Genomic DNA, 15,886 nt, shown 5'->3' on the forward strand with positions numbered 1-15,886 from the left:
CCCGGTGTTGGATGAGCCCCGTGCTGGATCAGGCCACTGGCTGATGGTCAGGCGCGGCCGTCTGGGGCGCCGCTGCGGCGGGGGACCGGCCAGGGCGCATCTGCGGCGCCCGGCGTCGGGGTCGCACCGGGGGTGGTCGCGGCAGGCGTCGCGGCAGGCGTCTCCGCGGCGGGCGGCGGAAGCGTGGCACCCGGCGGCAGGGCCAGCGCCACCTTCTTCTCGAGCACCTCGATCGCGCCGTCCGACAGCGAGATGAGTCCGTCGAGCTCTTCGCGCACCCGCTTGTACGCGACCTGGCGCTCGGCGGGGGTCGCCGCCTGGTCGATGGCGACGGTCAGCAGCTGCTTCGCCGTGTCGAGGCGCTTGCGCTCGGGCTCGGTGAACGACGAGTCCCGGAGTCGGCGGGCATCCTGTTCGGCGACGTCGAACGCCACCTCGAAGTCGGTCACCGCGTTGCGGTACTCGTCCAGCTGCTCCTTCGTCACCCGGGCCTTCTCCGAGTCCGGGCGCAACCGGTCCGCGACCTTCTTCGCCCGCAGGAACGCCGCAGTCAGCGGCTGGCGTCCGTCGCTCATCGCGGGGAACGCGATCAGCTTCGCGACATCCAGCTCGTAGTCCAGCCAGCGCTTGGTCACGGCGTCGTGTGCGCGGAACAGCTGGGTGAGCTGCTCGGCGTGCGACTGCTCGATGGGAGCGGGGGATGCCGCGACCGCCCGGCCCGTCCCCCGGCCCGGCCCCCGGGCCGCCGCCTTGGCCGAGGTGATCTCGGCCTTCGCGTGCAGGATCTCCAGTCGCCGCTCGTGCCGGCTGCGCGCGTTGCGCTCCCACGCCTTGCCGGCGCCCCCGAGGACGCCCATCAGCGGGAAGATCAGCCACCAGTAGCTGCCGGCGAACTGCCAGAAGTCATCCACCCTGCCATGGTACCCATGACGGCGGTGGGCGCTCGGCCCGAGGTCAGCCGAACAGCAGCGCGAGGACGGTGGCACCGCCGGCCACGAGGATGAGCGCGACGATGACGACCCAGGCGATCACCTTGATGCGACGCTGGCGCCGCTCGTTCAGGGGCCCGTAGTCCTCATCGCTCGACATGCGTTCAAGTCTAGGGGCAGGCGCGGACGCCGCCCGGTGATCACTCCGCGATGGTCGGTCCGAAGGCCGCCGGCAGGGTGGCGGCGGATGTCGCGCGCAGCTCGTCGACCGGGACGGTGAACACTCCCTGCACCTCGAGTGCGGCGTCGGCACCAGCCTGATCGGTCACGCCGATGCGCAGCACCGGGTAGCCGCGGCCCTGGCACAGCCCGCGGAACTTGACGTCCTCTTCGCGCGGCACGGACACGATGACGCGGCCGGTCGACTCGGCGAACAGGGCGGATGCGGCATCCACCCCGTCGCGGTCGATGATCTCGTCGAGCCACACCCGGGCGCCGACGCCGAACCGCAGCACACCGTCGGCCAGCGTCTGGGCCAGCCCGCCCTCGGACAGATCGTGCGCGCTGGAGATCAGGTTCTGGTCGTTGGCGGCGCGCAGCAGGTGCGCGAGGCGCTTCTCGGCCTCGAGGTCGACGGCCGGCGGCCGCCCCCCGAGGTGCTGGTGCACGGTGGCCGCCCAGGCCGATCCGCTCAGCTCGGTGGCGGTCACGCCCAGCAGGTAGATGTTCTCGCCCTCGTCCTGCCAGCCGGACGGGATGCGGTGGGCGACGTCGTCGATGATGCCCATCACGCCCACGACCGGCGTGGGGTGGATCGGGACCTCGCCGGTCTGGTTGTAGAAGCTGACGTTGCCGCCGGTGACGGGGATGCCGAGCTCGAGACATCCGTCGGCGAGGCCGTCGACGGCCTGGCTGAACTGCCACATGACCTCGGGGTTCTCCGGGCTGCCGAAGTTGAGGCAGTCGGTGACCGCCGCCGGGGTCGCGCCGGTGACGGCGACGTTGCGGTACGCCTCGGCGAGGGCGAGTTTGGCGCCCTGATACGGGTCGAGCTGGCAGTATCGGCCGTTCGCGTCGGTGGCGATCGCGAAGCCGAGGCCCGAGTTCTCGTCGACGCGGATCATGCCCGCGTCATCGGGGAACGCCAGCGCCGTGTTGCCGCCGACGTAGTAGTCGTACTGGTTCGTGATCCAGGACGTGTCGGCCTGGTTGGGGCCGGCCACCAGCTGCAGGAACTGCGAGCGCAGGATGTCGGGATCGGCAGACCGCGGCAGCGCGGCCGCCGGGTCCTGCTGCAGCGCGTCCAGCCACGCGGGGTAGGCGACGGGGCGCTCGTACACCGGGCCGTCGACGGCCACCGTCGACGGGTCGACATCCACGATCTGCTCGCCGTGCCAGTAGATCTTCAGGCGGCCGTCGCCGGTAACCTCGCCGAGCACGCTGGTCTCGACATCCCACTTTCCGGTCACCGCGAGGAAGGCGTCGAGCTTGTCCGGCGTGACGATGGCCATCATGCGCTCCTGGCTCTCGCTCATGAGGATCTCTTCGGGCGTGAGCGAGGGGTCGCGCAGCAGCACGTTCTCCAGATCCACGCGCATGCCCGAGCCGCCGTTGGCGGCCAGCTCGGAGGTCGCGCACGAGATGCCGGCGGCGCCCAGGTCCTGGATCGCCTCGACCAGCTCGCCCCGGTACAGCTCGAGGCAGCACTCGATGAGCACCTTCTCGGCGAACGGGTCGCCCACCTGCACGGCCGGACGCTTGGTCGGCCCGCCGGCGGCGAACGTGTCGGAGGCGAGGATGGATGCTCCGCCGATGCCGTCACCGCCGGTGCGGGCGCCGAACAGCACGACCTTGTTGCCGGTGCCGGACGCATTGGCCAGCTTCAGGTCTTCGTGGCGCAGCACCCCGACGGCCAGGGCGTTCACCAGCGGGTTGCCCTGGTACACCGGGTCGAACACCGTCTCGCCGCCGATGTTGGGCAGGCCCAGGCAGTTGCCGTAGAACGAGATGCCCGACACCACGCCGTGCACCACGCGCGCGGTGTCGGGGTGGTCGATGGCGCCGAAACGCAGCTGGTCCATCACCGCGACCGGGCGGGCCCCCATCGAGATGATGTCGCGCACGATCCCGCCGACGCCGGTGGCGGCGCCCTGGAACGGCTCGATGTAGCTGGGGTGGTTGTGGCTCTCCACCTTGAAGGTGACCGCCCAGCCCTGGCCGATGTCGACCACACCGGCGTTCTGACCCATGCCGACCATGAGCCGCTCGCGCATCTCGTCGGTGACCTTCTGGCCGAACCGCTTGAGGTAGATCTTGCTCGACTTGTACGAGCAGTGCTCGCTCCACATCACCGAGTACATGGCCAGCTCGCCGCTGGTGGGACGCCGGCCGAGGATCTCGCGGATCTGCGCGTACTCGTCGTCCTTCAGACCGAGGGCGCCGTACGGCTGCTCCCGCTCCGGGGTCGCGGCCGCGTTCTCAACGGTGTCTGCCACGGAGCTGGCGGTGACGGATGCTGGTGCCTGAGCGGTGGGGTTGGTCACGCGACTGAGCTCCAAGTTCGGGATGCCGGGCGGTAGCCGGCGGTGTCGGGCGGCCGACAGGGGACCGCGTGCCCAGTCTAGTTCGGGGCACCACGAGCTCTGCCGGGAGTCGGCACTCCGACCGGTCGGTCTTCCTGCCCCCCGTGATCTTGACGCCAATCGCCGCGGTCGGGTGGTGGATCCCACGCCCACCGCAGCGGCGAACGGGAGATGACCGGGATCGGAGGACCACCGTCCGGCCGGTGCAGGAGGAATGGCCCGTGGCCGCCGCGCCGAATGTGCCAGCCGGCGTTATGGAGCAGCAGATGATGGAATCGACAGAGGAGGATGCCCCGGTCGATGTCGGTGGACCCATGGTCGGCGGACCAGTGGTCGCAGTGGTGCGCCTCGCAGTACCACGCGGGCACGACGCACCCGGGCCACAGGCATCCGCCATCTCGTATCGCCAGCGCGATCCGTTGCTTCGCGGTGAACAGACGCTGCTCTCGACCGACGTCGAGGGGGTTGCCGCACGAATCGACGGTGACCGGCACTGCTCCGGTCTCGCACAAGGATCGCGCGATGACCGAACCCGGCAGCGGATCGCCGCCGTCCTCGAGGTGCCCGGTCATCAGCGCGCGCCCGAACGCGTCGCGCGGGCCGGCGGAATCTACGATCGTCACCATCCGCACGCCGGGCTGGCGCGCGCCGAACACCTCGGCTGCAGTCGCGAGCGCGCCGGCGCGCAGCACCTGCATGAGCAGGTCGTACTCGAGCTGTTCGTTCGTGCGCGGATCGTCGATGAGGCTCTGCTCGGCGGCCCGCTCTTCGTCAGTCTGGAAGCGCGGTCCACCGCGGCGCGGCCGCAGTCCCGCCGCTGTGATCGAGCGCACCCACGCCGCCATCTCGTCGTCGTACACGATATGGCCGTGGTGCAGACCGTCCTGGTCGGTCCAGCTGCGATACGACCGGCGCTCGAACCGCTGCGCGAATCTCTTCTCGGCTCCTGCGGCATCCAGCACGTCCCGCACCTGTCGAGCGCGTCGCGCAAGCTCTTCGACCGGCATCGCTGCCGCCTCGACCGTCAGCTGCTCGGCCGCGATGCGCCACACCTCGGCCGCCTCGCCCTCGTCGCGATCTTCCGGCGGATCCCCGAGCCCACGCTGGATGGCCTCATGCTGCGCGGTCGAGAGGGTGCCGTTCAGCAGCGCCGCGCGCAGCGGGGCGCGCCAGTCCTGCGGCCTGTCAGCGTCGGGCGGCGCGGGCGCGTCGATGCCGGCACCCGTGCCGTCGCCGGGTTCATCCCCAGGGCCATCCAGCAGTGACGCGCCCAGCGTGACGTCCCGCCGCGCCTCGGCCCGGGTGACGCCGCCGATCGACTGCACGAATTCGACCGGGGTGCGATGGCCGTGCTTCGCGGCAAGCCCCGACTGCCCCATATCGCGCGCCGATCGCTCGGCCAGGATGCCGGCGCCGATCACGCGGACCTTCTCGACGGCGCGGGTGAGGGTCGCGGCGTCCCGCAGCAGCCGCACGAGGTCATCGCCATCGATGTGGCGCAGCGCGCGGGGCAGATCCGGCGTGGCCGCACCGAGCTCAGGGCGGGAAGCGAGGGCGTCTGCCGCCTCCCGAAGCTCGGATGAAAATGACATACTTCATCCTGACACTGGCTCCCGACATCCGAAGTAAAATCGCCCAATCTGTGGACAGCCGACGGATTGTCCAATCTGTGGAGAACCGACGGAACGAGCGCCCCTCGCCCCCGCTGCCGCCCCTGGCCGGCGAGAGGGCGCCACAGCTAGGGTGAGGCGCAGACATCGGAAGGGGCATCATGCTCGACTTCGGCCATCCGCGCGACCTCGTCATGATCGGCGCCATCTTCGGCGTCGCGGCTTTCATGTGGGCCGGGTGGGCGCAGGAGAGTCCGCCTGCCCAGACGGGATGGCGCGTCGTGCTGGGCGCGCTCTCGCTGCTCGGCGTCGCCCTGGCGGCCCTCAGCATCCCGCTCGCGATCAAGAACTGGGGCGCCGGGACGGCGATCGACCCGCACACCCGTGCGTTCGTCATCTACATCATCGTGTTCTGGGCCGAGTTCGTCATCGCCGGCGTGCTCGCGTTCGTCGTCATCCGGGCGGGTCGGTCGGATCTGGTCGCCCCGCTGATCCTGGCGATCGTCGGCATCCACTTCTTCGCGCTCGCCGTCGTGTTCGGCCAGCCCGTGCTGCACCTGGCCGGCGGACTGCTGACCGCCCTCGCGATCGTGGCCGCATTCCTGCCGCGCGATTTCGCCGCCCCGAGCTTCTGGTGCGGGCTGATCGGCGCGCCCATATTCCTCGCGATCGGCGCGTGGTGCCTGGTCGCCGGGCGCAGCGCCCTGACGGCGGCATAGGATGTCGCGCTCTCGCGACCCCCTCAGCTGGACGCTGGTCGCGCTCGGCGGCGTCGGGGTGCTGGTGGTGGTCTGGGTGTGCGTCACGCAGTGGGGCGGCGTCGTGCACGGACACCCCGCCTACGCCGTGCTGCTGGCCGTCACGGTTGTGGCGTCGGTCCTGACCGGGGTGGTCGGTCTTCGCGGCCGGCGCCCGGGGACCGCGCGTCTCACCCTGCGCATCGTCGCGATCGCACTGGGCGTCGGCTGGCTCGCCCTCACGGTGTGGATGCGCCCGCACACGGCCGTCGAACCGGCCTTGGAGGCCATGCGGTCGGATGCCGCGGTCACCGTCGCCGAGTCGGCCACCGAGATCGTGATGACCCCGACCGGCGAGGTCGACGACGTCGGCGTGCTCTTCCAGCCCGGCGCCTTCGTCGATGCGCGGGCATACGCCGCCGTATTGCGTCCGCTGGCCGAGGCCGGGCACACGGTCGTCATCCCGAAGCAGCCGCTGGGCATCGCGTTCCTCGCCATCGGCGCGCTCGACGCCACGCGTCCGCGCTTCGCCGAGGTCACGGGCTGGGTCGTGGCCGGCCACTCTCTCGGCGGCACGGTGGCGGCCATCGAGGCGGATGAGGCGGATGCCGCGGCGACGCACCCCGCGGTCGGGCTCATGTTCTTCGCGTCCTACCCGGCGAACGACATCAGCGGGTCGCTGACCGTGCCGGTGCTGTCGATCTCGGGGTCGAAGGACGGCCTGTCCACTCCGGAGAAGGTCGACGCGTCGCGGGCGAACCTGCCCGCCGGCGCCGAGTTCGTGCAGATCGACGGCGCGTCGCACGCGCAGTTCGGCTCCTACGGCCCGCAGGCCGGCGACGGAACGCCGACGATCAGCGCGGACGATGCCCGTGCGCAGATCTCCGCGGCCGCCGTGCGCTTCGTCGACGACCTGCCCTGAGCGCGAGCAGCCGCGGTCAGTCGCGCGCGACGGTCAGCGAGGTCACGCGAGCAATGGCCTCGAAATCGACGTCGTGGTGCAGGATCGATTCGTCGTTGCGCAGGGCGATGGCCGCGATGAGGCAGTCGACGAGTCTGCGGACCGTCACCCCCTGGCGACGTCCCATGCGATAGATGCGCGCGGCGTCGACCCAATCCGTCGGCTGGGTCGGCAGCAGGGTCGCGCGCGCGAGCAGTCGCTCCAGTTGGCGTGTGTGGGTGTCCGAGCGCGCGCCGGCGAGCAGTTCCATCATCACCGGCTCACAGGTCTTCAGCGGAGCCTGTTCGCGGATCAGCCGTTCGACGGCAGCATCCGCGGGCGAACCTGTCGCGCGCAGATACTCGATCCAGGCGGACGAGTCGACCAGCACCTCAGGATGCCCGGTTCTCGCGGAGCGCGTCGAGATCGCCTTCCCACCCCGACCCCCGCAAGGCCAGCGCCTGGTCGACGTCCAGCGGATCGGCGGCGAGGGCGCGCAGCGCATAGTTGACGGCATCCCGCTTGGACGAGAACGCGAACCGACGCATCACGGACTCCACGGCAGAGTCGTCCAGGTCGATGTTGGTGCGTGTCATACACCAACGATACACCTCGCCGTTCAGGCGCGCGAGAGGGCGTCCTCCAGCGCGACCCAGGCGAGCATCGCGCACTTGACCCGGGCGGTGTACTTCGAGACGCCCGACAGAGCCGCAGCATCCCCGAACCGCTCCTCATCCAGCGGAGTCTCGCCGCGTGAGCGCAGTGCCTCGCGGAACGATGCGATGAGGGCGGATGCCTCGGCCCGAGACATCCCGTCGGCGTCGTCCACCAGCACCGCGAGCATCGACGCGGACGCCTGCGAGATCGAGCAGCCCGAGCCCTCCCAGGTGACGTCGCGCACCACGTCCCCGTCCACGCGCACGCGCAGCGTGACCTCGTCGCCGCACACGGGATTGCGCTGATGCGAGGTCGCCGCGTGCTCGTCGGCGCTCAGCCCGAAGCCGTGCGGGGTGCGCGAATGGTCCAGGATCAGGTCCTGATACAGCGACTCGAGCCCGCTCATCGCGACACCCCGAAGAACGCCCGCACGCCCGAGACGGCGTCCAGGAACGCGTCGATCTCGTCCGCGGTGGTGAAGACCGACGCGCTCGCCCGGACGGTCGCGGTCACCCCGAACCGGCGGTGCAGCGGCTGCGCGCAATGGTGGCCGACGCGCACCGCGATGCCCCGGTCATCGAGCACCTGGCCCACGTCGTGCGCATGCACCCCGGCCACCTCGAATGCGCACAGCGCGACGCGGTCGGCCGCGGCATCCCCCAGCAGTCGGATGCCGTCGATCCGGCGCAGCCCGTCGCGCATACGCCGTTCGAGCATCTGCTCGTGCGCGTGCACGGCGTGCATGCCGAGCGCGTCGAGGTATCGCACGGCGGCGGCCAGGGCGATGGCCTGCGACACCGGCTGGGTGCCCGCCTCGAACTTCTGCGGCGCGGGCAGGAACTCGGCGCGATCGAGAGTGACCGTCGTGACCATCGAGCCGCCGGTGAGCACCGCCGGCAGCGCGTCGAGCACCTCGCTGCGGCCGTAGAGCGCCCCGATGCCGTACGGGCCGAGCATCTTGTGGCCCGAGAACGCGGCGAGGTCGACGCCGAGCGCCGGCAGGTCGAGGGGCAGGTGCGGGGCCGACTGGCAGGCATCGAGGACGGTGAGGGCGCCGACGGCGTGAGCCAGCGCGACGAGCTCGGCGACCGGGTTGACGACGCCCAGCACGTTCGAGACGTGCGCGAAGGCGACGACGCGGGTGCGCTCGCCGATCAGCCGGCCGGCCGAATCGAGGTCGAGCGTGCCGTCCTCGCGGACCGGGATGTGACGCAGCACTGCGCCGGTGCGGGCGGCCAGCTGCTGCCACGGGATGAGGTTCGCGTGGTGCTCGGCCTCGGTCACGACGATCTCGTCACCCGCGGCGAGCCCATACCGTGACCCGTCGATGCTCGCATTGCCGATCGCGGCCGCCACGAGGTTGAGGGCGGCCGTCGCGCCCGAGGTCCACACCAGGTTCTCGCCGGCGGCGCCGACGAACGCGGCCACGGTGGCTCGGGCATCCTCGAACAGCTCCGTGGCCCCGGCGGCCAGCGTGTGCGCTCCGCGGTGGACGGCCGCGTTGCCGTGCGCGAGGAAGTCGCGTTCGGCGTCCAGCACCGCGCGCGGCTTCTGGCTCGTCGCGGCGGAGTCGAGGTAGACCAGCGGTGCGCCGCCGATCGTCTCGGCCAGGATCGGGAAGTCGGCGCGGACGGCGGCGACGTCGAGCGCGCCGGTCTCGGCGAGGGGGATCACATCTTCCAGGCTACGCGTCGCAGACCTGGCCGAGGGTGGGACGTGTCGGGTCTGGTGAGCGGCCGTACAGCGGGCTACCCTGCCGGCATGGGCGAGTACGAGGGGCACGCCGCCCTCCGCCGTCGGCTCGAAGCGGCGGTGCGGGGTGCGGGGACCAGCGACCTCGGCGTGCGTGCCGCGGCATTCGCCGGCGATCTGTCGGCGCTGGGCCCGCCGTACCGCACGCTCGTCGAGCGGGTCCGCGAGGAGTCGTCTCGGGTCACCGATGCGGACGTCTCGGCGGTGCGCGCCGCCGCCGGCGGCGACAGCGCGGCTTTCGAGGTGATCCTGGCGGCAGCATCCGGTGCGGGTGCGCAGCGGTGGGATGCCGCGGTCCGCGCGATCGCGGAGGCCGGCGATGCGCCTGGATGAGGTCGAGCACGGCGACCGGCTGAAGACCCGGCTGCTGTTCCGGTTCGTCTCCGCCGTCTCGGGGATGCGGCTGCCCGACGCCGCGCGGGTGGCCATGTACCACCCCGACTACGTCGGACCGGCGCTGAACGCGTGGACGCAGGCGGCGATGCGCGGCGAGAGCGACTGGTCGGTGGCCGAGCGGGAGCTGATGGCTGCGCTGGTCGCGACCTGGAACTCGTGCCCGTTCTGCGTCGGGGCGCACAGCGCGGTGGCCGTGCACGGCATGGACGCCGACGTGGTCGCGCGGGCGCTGGACGACTACCGGGCGGCACCGCTCTCGCCGCAGCTGCGGGCGGCGCTGTTGTTCCTGGAGAAGCTGACCCGCGACCCGGACGGGGTCGACGCGGCCGACGCCCGCGCCGCCTTCGCCGCGGGCGTGAGCCCGCAGCAGCTGGAGGACGCGGCCGCCGTCGCCGCCGTGTTCCACGTGATCACCCGCTACGCGAACGCGCTCGACTTCGACATCCCGAGCGCCGACGACTTCGCGAAGGCGTCGAAGCGCCTGCTGGGCCACGGGTACGCCTGATTCTGCAGCGAAGGGTTGACGGGCACCGGGAGCGGGTATAACGTACAACCAAATGGTTGCACGAACTGGACTCAGCGACGACGAGGTGGACCGGATCTTCCGGGCCCTCGCCGACGCGACGCGGCGCGACATCCTGCGCCGCACGATCGCCGCGGAGCAGTCGGTGTCGACGCTTGCCGCCGACTACGACATGTCGTTCGCGGCGGTGCAGAAGCACGTCGCCGTGCTCGAAGCCGCCCGCCTGATCGTCAAGCGGGCCGAGGGAAGGGAGCGTCTCGTGCGCACCGATCCCGAGATGATCGCCCGGGCGCAGCAGCTGCTCGAGCGCTACCAGGACCTGTGGCGGCACCGCATCGATCGCATCGACGCGCTGCTGGCCGAGGATCCCGAGGAATGACCGCACAGCATCCGTCACACAAGGAGAGATCATGCCCGTCATCGACATCACCAGCGATCCCGAGAAGCTGACGATGAACATCGTCGCCGATTTCGCCGCCCCGCCCGAGCGCGTGTGGAGCGTCTTCACCGATCCCCGCCAGCTCGAACGGTTCTGGGGTCCCCCCGGGTGGCCCGCCACCTTCACCGGGTTCGAGTTCGCGCCCGGCGGCCTCGCGCAGTACCGGATGACCGGTCCCCGCGGTGAGACCTCCCGCGGTCGCTGGGAGTTCCTCACCATCGACGCGCCCCGCTCGTTCGAGGTGCTGGACGGCTTCGCCGACGAGAACGGCGAGCTGGACGACGCGATGCCGGCGATGCGGATGGTGTTCGCGTTCGAGCCGACCTCGACCGGCACGCGCCTGAACGGGGCGACGTACTTCCACTCGGTCGACGACCTCGAGAAGGCCGTCGGCATGGGCATGGTCGAGGGCACCCGGATGGCCATGGACCAGCTGGACGCCGTGCTGCAGGACCTGCGCGACTACGCCGCCGGCAAGGGCACCCGGCTCGAGGTGCTGGACGACCAGCACGTGCGCATCACCCGGCTGATCGAGGGCCCGCGCGAGCTCGTCTGGCGTGCGCACCACGACCCCGAGCTGCTGAAGCAGTGGCTGCTCGGTCCGGACGGATGGCGGATGACGGTGTGCGAGGTGGACTCCGCCCCGGGCGGCACCTACCGGTACGCGTGGGAGCCCGAAACCGGCACCGAGGGTGAGGCGTTCGGCTTCGACGGCGAGACGCTCGTCTCGGACGCGCCGCGCCGCGCGGTGACCACCGAGCACATGACCGGCACCGACTACCCGGCCACCGTCAACGACCTGCAGCTCTACGAGGAGGACGGTGCGACGCTCCTGACCCTGCTCATCGAGTACCCGGATGCCGCGACCCGCGACATCGTCCTGGCCACGGGCATGGTCGACGGCATGGAGACCAGCTACCGGCGCCTCGAGCGCGAACTGCTGCCGGCGTGACCCGGCACGACCGAGAGGAATCCGCATGACCGACGACAACGCGGCGCGCCCCGTGACCACCCAGCTGGTCGGCGAGGGCGACGATGCCATCACCTACGACATCCTCGGCGACCTCGCCACGGCGACTCCGGAACGCCCCGTGCTGTTCCTCTTCGGCGCTCCGATGGACGCCACCGGATTCGGCCTGCTGGCCGGTCACTTCACCGACCGTCCGGTGGTGACCTACGACCCGCGCGGCACGGGGCGCAATCCGCTCGGCACCGCCGACATCACCGTCGACCGGCACGCCGACGACCTGCACCGGGTCATCTCGGCGCTCGGCGTCGGCGCCGTGGACGCCTTCGGCACCAGCGGCGGGGGCGTGAACCTGCTCGCCCTCGTCGCCGCGCACCCGGAGGACGTGCGCTACGCGGTGGCCCACGAGCCGGCCACCGCCGCGCTGCTGCCGGACGAGCGCGCGGTGCACGCCGTGGTCGACGACCTGAAGCGCACGTACGCCGAGCGCGGCGACGGCCCGGCCATGGCGAAGTTCATCCAATTCGTGATGCTGGACGGAACCGTTCCGGACGACTACCTCCAGCGGCCTGAACCGGACCCCGCCATGTTCGGCATGTCGGCGGTCGATGACCGCACCCGCACGAACCCGCTGTTCCGCAACATGCCGGACATCCTCGATCACCGTCCCGACCTCGACGCCCTGCGGGCCCTCGGCGACCGGCTGGTCATCGCGGTGGGCGTCGAGTCGGGCCAGACGATGCCGGCACGCGCCGGACGTGCCGTCGCCGCCGCCGTCGGGATCGGCGTGACGGACGTGCCCAGCCACCATGCGGGCTTCACCGATCAGCCGGGCATGCCCGGCGACCCGGCGGGGTTCGCCGCCCGGCTCCGCGAGGTGCTCGGCTGATCGTCAGTCGCGGGCGTCGGCGGCGGATGCCTCATCCGCGTCGGCGTCCGCGATCACCGGGATGGGCCGGGTCTCATCCCCGCGCGAGCGGTGGTCCGCGGCATCCTCCGTCGCAGCGCCGCCCACCGGCGCCCGGTGCGTGCGCGGAAGCTGCTCGCCGTCCCGCTGGATCGTCTGGATGCGGGTGCGCGGCAGGCCCTCGGGGTTCTCGTGCTGCAGCCACAGCAGCATCTCTTCGCGCACCGTCCGCGTCAGATCGAACATCTTGAACGCATCATCGGCGCTGACCAGCGCCCGCACCTGGACATACCCGCCGACCGTGTCGGTCACGCGCAGCGACGAGGCCGCTCCGTCCCACAGCCCGCTCTCATCGAGCACGCGGTCCAGCTGCGCGCGCATGCGCGGGATGTCGACGCCCCAATCGAGGTCGAAGAAGACCGTGCCCAGCACGGCGGTCGACTCGCGCGTCCAGTTCTCGTACGGCTGCTGGGTGAAGTAGGTGGAGGGCAGGACGAGCCGGCGCTCGTCCCAGATCCGCACCACGACATAGGTGAGGGTGATCTCTTCGATGTAGCCCCACTCGCCGTTGACCACGACGACATCCTCCAGCCGCACCGCCCCGCTGAAGGCCAGCTGCATGCCGGCGAACAGGTTTCCCAGCGTGGACTGGGCGGCAAGGCCGGCCACCACCGACAGGAATCCGGCCGACGCCAGCAGGGTCGTTCCGAGTGCGGCGATCTGCGGGATCGTCAGCAGCGCGGCGCCGACGCCGATGACCACCGTGGCCGCGCCGATCAGGCGACGCACCACCACCACCTGGGTGCGGGCGCGCCGCGCCTGCCATCCGTCCGAGCCGTCGGTGGCGTAGTGCGACAGGCCGATGTCGGCCGCGAACATGAGCACCGACCCGATCGCCCACACCGCCGACAGCACGAGGAGCACGACGAACACGTGCCGCATCAGCACGGCGCCGGGGTCGGTCAGGGGCAGGGTCGCCGCCAGGGCGATCCAGGCCAGGATCACCGAGAGGACCACCAGGAACGGCACACGGGTGCGGCGGCGGAGAAGGTCCAGCCACGGCCGGCGCCGGGCGAGGGCGCCGAGCACGCGACCGAGAACATAGGCCGCGGCGATCACGATCACCGCGGCGATCACCAGCAGGATCAGGGCGTTCAGGGCAGGGGCGAGGTTCCAGAACGAGACCATGGACCCTCACCCTAGGCCTGGTGCCGGGCCGGTTCAAACAGGCCCGTTCCGCAGCGGGCGGAGCGGATGCCGCGGCCGGCCGTGGTCAGCGGTCCGGGGTGTGCGGCTTCACCGGCGGCGGCAGGGTCTGCGGCGCGAACGGCCGCCCGGCGCGATCCTGACCGGGGACCGGACGCGAGCGCCGGCCGTAGATGAGCTCGGACGAATCCAGCAGCCAGGGCACGAGCGTGATCGTCACGCCGTGCACGAGCATGAGCTGCTGTGCCATCCGCCGCGCGCGGCGGTTGTGCAGGATCGACTCCCACCAGTGCCCGACGATGTACTGCGGCAGATAGACGGTGACGACGGCCGACCCGTGCTCGGCGCGATACTGCTTGATGAACTCGATGACGGGGCCGGCGTAGCTGCGGAACGGCGACTCGATGGTGATCAGCGGCACCGGCATCCCGTGCTGCTGCCAGTCCTTCTGCAGCGCGCGCGACTCGGCCTCGGTGACGCCGACGTGCACCGCGATCGTCTTGTCGTGCCGGGCGGCCAGGGCGTAGTCCACGGCCTTGACGACCGGCTTCTGCAGCCGGTTCACCAGGATGACCGCGACATCCCCCGCCGCCCCGAAGTGCACGGTGTCATCCATCCGGATCTCGTGCTCGACATCCCGGTAGTACCGGTAGACCCCCATCATCAGCACGGACAGGATGGGGATCGCCAGGAACACCAGCCACGCGCCGTGCGTGAACTTCGTGATCGTCACGATGATCAGTACCGCCACGGTCATGGTCGCGCCCACGCTGTTGATGGCCAGGCCCTTGCGATAGCTGCGCGCCTGCCGATGGGCGGACTCCTGCGCGCGGGCGTCGGCGGGCAGCGCCTGGATCCGGCGCAGGCCGCGGATCCAATGTCGGATCATCCCGATCTGGCCCAGCGAGAACGACACGAACACGCCGATGATGTACAGCTGGATCAGATTGCTCAGGTTCGCCCGGTACACCACCAGCACCGCGATCGCGGCGATGCCGAGCACGATCATGCCGTTCGAGTAGACCAGGCGGTCGCCACGGGTGTTCAGCGCCTTCGGCGCATAGCCGTCGCGGGCCAGCACCGCACCCAGCAGCGGGAACCCGTTGAAGGCGGTGTTGGCCGCCAGCAGCAGCACGCACGCGGTCGCTGCCTGCACGATGAAGAACGGCACCGAGTTCATTCCGAACGTCGCCGCCGACAGCTGCGCCATCAGGCTCGGCTGCGGCAGGTTCTTGCAGTCGAAGCCGACCAGATCGCACGGGTTCTCGGAGTACTGCACCCCCGAGATCAGCGCCAGCGTGACCAGTCCGGCGAACATGAGGCCGGCGATCGTGCCCATCAGCGCCAGGGTCGCGCGGGCGTTGCGGATCTTGGGCTTGCGGAACGCCTGCACGCCGTTCGAGACCGCCTCCACCCCGGTCAGCGCCGAACAGCCGCTGGAGAAGGCCCGCAGCACCAGCAGGATCACCGCGGCCTGCGAGATGCTCTGCGCGTGCAGCCCGTACTGGGCGCTGGAGGCGACCGGGGCCGCGCCGATGAAGGTGCGCGCCATGCCCACCACCACCATGACGCCGACCGACGCGATGAACACGTAGGTGGGGATCGCGAAGGCGCGCGACGCCTCGCGCACGCCGCGCAGGTTCACGACGATGATCAGGATGACGCATCCCACCGCCAGCTCGACCCGCCACGGGTTCAGCCCCGGCAGCGCCGAGATGATGTTGTCGACCCCGGATGCCGTCGACACGGCCACGGTGAGGATGTAGTCCACCAGCAGAGCGGATGCCACGACCACGCCGGGCACCTCGCCGAGATTCGTCCGCGCCACCTCGTAGTCGCCGCCGCCGGACGGGTACGCCCGGATCAGCTGCCGGTACGAGAGGACGACCACGGCAAGCAGCAGCACGACCGCCGCGGCGACCCAGGGCGCGAAGGCCAGGAACGCCAATCCGCCGGTCAGCAGGATCATCAGCAGCTCCTGCGGGGCGTAGGCCACGCTCGACAGCGCATCGGACGCGAAGATCGGCAGCGCCATCCGCTTGGGCAGGAGGTGCTCGTCCGCTTTCTCCGACGCCAACGGGTCGCCGAGGAGGATGCGCTTCGCGATCGGCGACTCCGGCGCCGGATCACGATCTTCTGTTGTCACGGCGCGTGACACTACGCCTATCGGGGGGCGGTTGCAACGCGACGCGGCCATGCGCGGCATCCCGTGATCAAGAGGTGATCTCGCGCGTCGGCGGC

Annotated in this window: 17 protein-coding genes; 7 read left to right on the forward strand and 10 right to left on the reverse strand. The window is 71.0% G+C overall.

Translation table 11 applies throughout. From position 1 onward, the window contains the following. Positions 1-47: 47 nt before the first annotated feature. The 4 genes from AC0L6F_RS11525 to AC0L6F_RS11540 all read right to left on the reverse strand — a co-directional run bounded on the left by AC0L6F_RS11525 (position 48) and on the right by AC0L6F_RS11540 (position 5,103). Entirely contained in the window at positions 48-911 is an 864-nt protein-coding gene (locus tag AC0L6F_RS11525; RefSeq protein ID WP_473537998.1) for a hypothetical protein, read from the reverse strand. A 43-nt stretch (positions 912-954) separates the two neighbouring features. After that, complete coding sequence (locus tag AC0L6F_RS11530; protein ID WP_259610904.1) at positions 955-1,089, reverse strand: hypothetical protein; 135 nt, start codon at positions 1,087-1,089, stop codon at positions 955-957. 40 nt (positions 1,090-1,129) lie between these two features. Beyond that, on the reverse strand, positions 1,130-3,472 hold the full coding sequence (gene purL / locus AC0L6F_RS11535) for a phosphoribosylformylglycinamidine synthase subunit PurL (RefSeq protein ID WP_473537999.1): 2,343 nt from the start codon (positions 3,470-3,472) through the stop codon (positions 1,130-1,132). Positions 3,473-3,549: 77 nt separating this feature from the next. Then, the gene (locus AC0L6F_RS11540) at positions 3,550-5,103 is read right to left on the reverse strand and encodes an HNH endonuclease signature motif containing protein (RefSeq protein WP_473538000.1); all 1,554 of its coding nucleotides are present in this window, start codon (positions 5,101-5,103) and stop codon (positions 3,550-3,552) included. A gap of 179 nt (positions 5,104-5,282) precedes the next feature. Here AC0L6F_RS11540 and AC0L6F_RS11545 point away from each other — a divergent pair, with 179 nt between their 5' ends. Both AC0L6F_RS11545 and AC0L6F_RS11550 read left to right on the forward strand, forming a co-directional pair. After that, on the forward strand, positions 5,283-5,840 hold the full coding sequence (locus AC0L6F_RS11545) for a hypothetical protein (RefSeq protein WP_473538001.1): 558 nt from the start codon (positions 5,283-5,285) through the stop codon (positions 5,838-5,840). Position 5,841: 1 nt separating this feature from the next. Continuing rightward, entirely contained in the window at positions 5,842-6,780 is a 939-nt protein-coding gene (locus tag AC0L6F_RS11550) for an alpha/beta hydrolase (protein ID WP_473538002.1), read from the forward strand. A gap of 16 nt (positions 6,781-6,796) precedes the next feature. Here AC0L6F_RS11550 and vapC read toward each other — a convergent pair whose 3' ends face one another. Genes vapC through AC0L6F_RS11570 form a run of 4 tightly spaced genes read right to left on the reverse strand, consistent with a single transcriptional unit; the run spans position 6,797 to position 9,129 of the window. Next, the gene (gene vapC, locus AC0L6F_RS11555; RefSeq protein WP_473538003.1) at positions 6,797-7,189 is read right to left on the reverse strand and encodes a type II toxin-antitoxin system VapC family toxin; all 393 of its coding nucleotides are present in this window, start codon (positions 7,187-7,189) and stop codon (positions 6,797-6,799) included. Between the two features lies 1 nt (position 7,190). After that, positions 7,191-7,394: a type II toxin-antitoxin system VapB family antitoxin gene (locus AC0L6F_RS11560; protein ID WP_473538004.1), complete on the reverse strand. Its 204-nt coding sequence runs from the start codon at positions 7,392-7,394 to the stop codon at positions 7,191-7,193. Between the two features lie 23 nt (positions 7,395-7,417). Next, the gene (gene sufU / locus AC0L6F_RS11565) at positions 7,418-7,861 is read right to left on the reverse strand and encodes a Fe-S cluster assembly sulfur transfer protein SufU (protein WP_473538005.1); all 444 of its coding nucleotides are present in this window, start codon (positions 7,859-7,861) and stop codon (positions 7,418-7,420) included. Next, entirely contained in the window at positions 7,858-9,129 is a 1,272-nt protein-coding gene (locus AC0L6F_RS11570; RefSeq protein ID WP_473538006.1) for a SufS family cysteine desulfurase, read from the reverse strand. Before AC0L6F_RS11570 ends, sufU begins: the two co-directional genes overlap by 4 nt. An 87-nt stretch (positions 9,130-9,216) precedes the next feature. On the opposite strand from AC0L6F_RS11570, the gene AC0L6F_RS11575 reads away from it, so the two are divergent. The 5 genes from AC0L6F_RS11575 to AC0L6F_RS11595 are packed head-to-tail and all read left to right on the forward strand — an operon-like array spanning position 9,217 to position 12,421. Next, the gene (locus AC0L6F_RS11575) at positions 9,217-9,540 is read left to right on the forward strand and encodes a hypothetical protein (RefSeq protein ID WP_473538007.1); all 324 of its coding nucleotides are present in this window, start codon (positions 9,217-9,219) and stop codon (positions 9,538-9,540) included. Beyond that, the gene (locus tag AC0L6F_RS11580; protein ID WP_473538008.1) at positions 9,527-10,108 is read left to right on the forward strand and encodes a carboxymuconolactone decarboxylase family protein; all 582 of its coding nucleotides are present in this window, start codon (positions 9,527-9,529) and stop codon (positions 10,106-10,108) included. The genes AC0L6F_RS11575 and AC0L6F_RS11580 overlap by 14 nt, the downstream gene beginning before the upstream one ends. 52 nt (positions 10,109-10,160) lie before the next feature. Then, entirely contained in the window at positions 10,161-10,505 is a 345-nt protein-coding gene (locus tag AC0L6F_RS11585; RefSeq protein ID WP_473538009.1) for an ArsR/SmtB family transcription factor, read from the forward strand. Positions 10,506-10,536: 31 nt separating this feature from the next. Then, entirely contained in the window at positions 10,537-11,517 is a 981-nt protein-coding gene (locus AC0L6F_RS11590; protein ID WP_473538010.1) for an SRPBCC family protein, read from the forward strand. A gap of 25 nt (positions 11,518-11,542) precedes the next feature. Then, the gene (locus tag AC0L6F_RS11595) at positions 11,543-12,421 is read left to right on the forward strand and encodes an alpha/beta fold hydrolase (RefSeq protein WP_473538011.1); all 879 of its coding nucleotides are present in this window, start codon (positions 11,543-11,545) and stop codon (positions 12,419-12,421) included. Positions 12,422-12,424: 3 nt separating this feature from the next. Here the strand turns inward: AC0L6F_RS11595 and AC0L6F_RS11600 are convergent, their stop codons facing one another. Both AC0L6F_RS11600 and AC0L6F_RS11605 read right to left on the reverse strand, forming a co-directional pair. Next, positions 12,425-13,627 (reverse strand): mechanosensitive ion channel family protein, encoded by a 1,203-nt coding sequence (locus tag AC0L6F_RS11600; protein ID WP_473538012.1) that lies wholly within the window; start codon positions 13,625-13,627, stop codon positions 12,425-12,427. A gap of 85 nt (positions 13,628-13,712) precedes the next feature. Next, positions 13,713-15,842 (reverse strand): APC family permease, encoded by a 2,130-nt coding sequence (locus AC0L6F_RS11605; RefSeq protein ID WP_473538013.1) that lies wholly within the window; start codon positions 15,840-15,842, stop codon positions 13,713-13,715. Positions 15,843-15,886: the final 44 nt, after the last annotated feature.

The organism is Microbacterium sp. G2-16M, assembly GCF_055809115.1.

What these genes read in the sequence shown, in the direction of transcription:
- AC0L6F_RS11550 (WP_473538002.1), top strand. Translation starts at nt 5,842, where the DNA reads ATGTCGCGCTCTCGCGACCCCCTCAGCTGGACGCTGGTCGCGCTCGGC.
- AC0L6F_RS11590 (WP_473538010.1), top strand. Translation starts at nt 10,537, where the DNA reads ATGCCCGTCATCGACATCACCAGCGATCCCGAGAAGCTGACGATGAAC.
- sufU (WP_473538005.1), bottom strand. Translation starts at nt 7,861, where the DNA reads ATGAGCGGGCTCGAGTCGCTGTATCAGGACCTGATCCTGGACCATTCG.
- AC0L6F_RS11560 (WP_473538004.1), bottom strand. Translation starts at nt 7,394, where the DNA reads ATGACACGCACCAACATCGACCTGGACGACTCTGCCGTGGAGTCCGTG.
- AC0L6F_RS11595 (WP_473538011.1), top strand. Translation starts at nt 11,543, where the DNA reads ATGACCGACGACAACGCGGCGCGCCCCGTGACCACCCAGCTGGTCGGC.
- AC0L6F_RS11600 (WP_473538012.1), bottom strand. Translation starts at nt 13,627, where the DNA reads ATGGTCTCGTTCTGGAACCTCGCCCCTGCCCTGAACGCCCTGATCCTG.
- AC0L6F_RS11530 (WP_259610904.1), bottom strand. Translation starts at nt 1,089, where the DNA reads ATGTCGAGCGATGAGGACTACGGGCCCCTGAACGAGCGGCGCCAGCGT.
- AC0L6F_RS11585 (WP_473538009.1), top strand. Translation starts at nt 10,161, where the DNA reads ATGGTTGCACGAACTGGACTCAGCGACGACGAGGTGGACCGGATCTTC.
- AC0L6F_RS11575 (WP_473538007.1), top strand. Translation starts at nt 9,217, where the DNA reads ATGGGCGAGTACGAGGGGCACGCCGCCCTCCGCCGTCGGCTCGAAGCG.
- AC0L6F_RS11545 (WP_473538001.1), top strand. Translation starts at nt 5,283, where the DNA reads ATGCTCGACTTCGGCCATCCGCGCGACCTCGTCATGATCGGCGCCATC.
- AC0L6F_RS11540 (WP_473538000.1), bottom strand. Translation starts at nt 5,103, where the DNA reads ATGTCATTTTCATCCGAGCTTCGGGAGGCGGCAGACGCCCTCGCTTCC.
- AC0L6F_RS11605 (WP_473538013.1), bottom strand. Translation starts at nt 15,842, where the DNA reads ATGGCCGCGTCGCGTTGCAACCGCCCCCCGATAGGCGTAGTGTCACGC.
- AC0L6F_RS11580 (WP_473538008.1), top strand. Translation starts at nt 9,527, where the DNA reads ATGCGCCTGGATGAGGTCGAGCACGGCGACCGGCTGAAGACCCGGCTG.